We start from the raw sequence: 478 nt of genomic DNA on the forward strand, positions 1-478 counted from the left end.
GATCACCACTGCCCCGGGACAGCTCCTGCACCAGATCGCGCAGGGAGAGGATGGGGCGATGGGCCAGGTTGAGGGCCACCATGGAGATCAGCAGCACCAGGGCAGCCACCCCAAGCAGGGCCAGGGTGATCTTGCCGTTGAGCGCCTGGGTCATGGCCCGGATGTAGTCGAGATCGATATAGCCGGTCAGGGTCCAGCTGCTACCGCGGATATCCAGCTTGTTGGGACGGCTCTCCGTCTCTCCCTGGGGCTTGCTGCTGTAGAGTACCTGGCCCTGACTGTCGCTCAGGGAGAAGTAACGCCCCTCCCTGCTCACCTTCGCCAGCAGCGCCTTGAACTCGCTCATGTTGAGGTAATAGAGATAGGCGGAATCGGCACCACGGGGCACCAGGATGGAGATCACCGGCTTGCCGCCCAGTTGCTCCAGCGGGCTGACGGTGATCTGGTTGTCGGCGGCGGGGATCAGCTTGCGCAGAGC

Annotated in this window: 1 pseudogene; it reads right to left on the reverse strand. The window is 63.6% G+C overall.

What is annotated here, in order from left to right:
- Positions 1 to 478, reverse strand: a pseudogene (locus JWG43_RS17920) (methyl-accepting chemotaxis protein); the annotation flags it as partial.

This window comes from Desulfobulbus alkaliphilus (genome assembly GCF_016918545.1).
GTDB classification, from domain to species: Bacteria; Desulfobacterota; Desulfobulbia; order Desulfobulbales; family Desulfobulbaceae; genus Desulfobulbus; species Desulfobulbus alkaliphilus.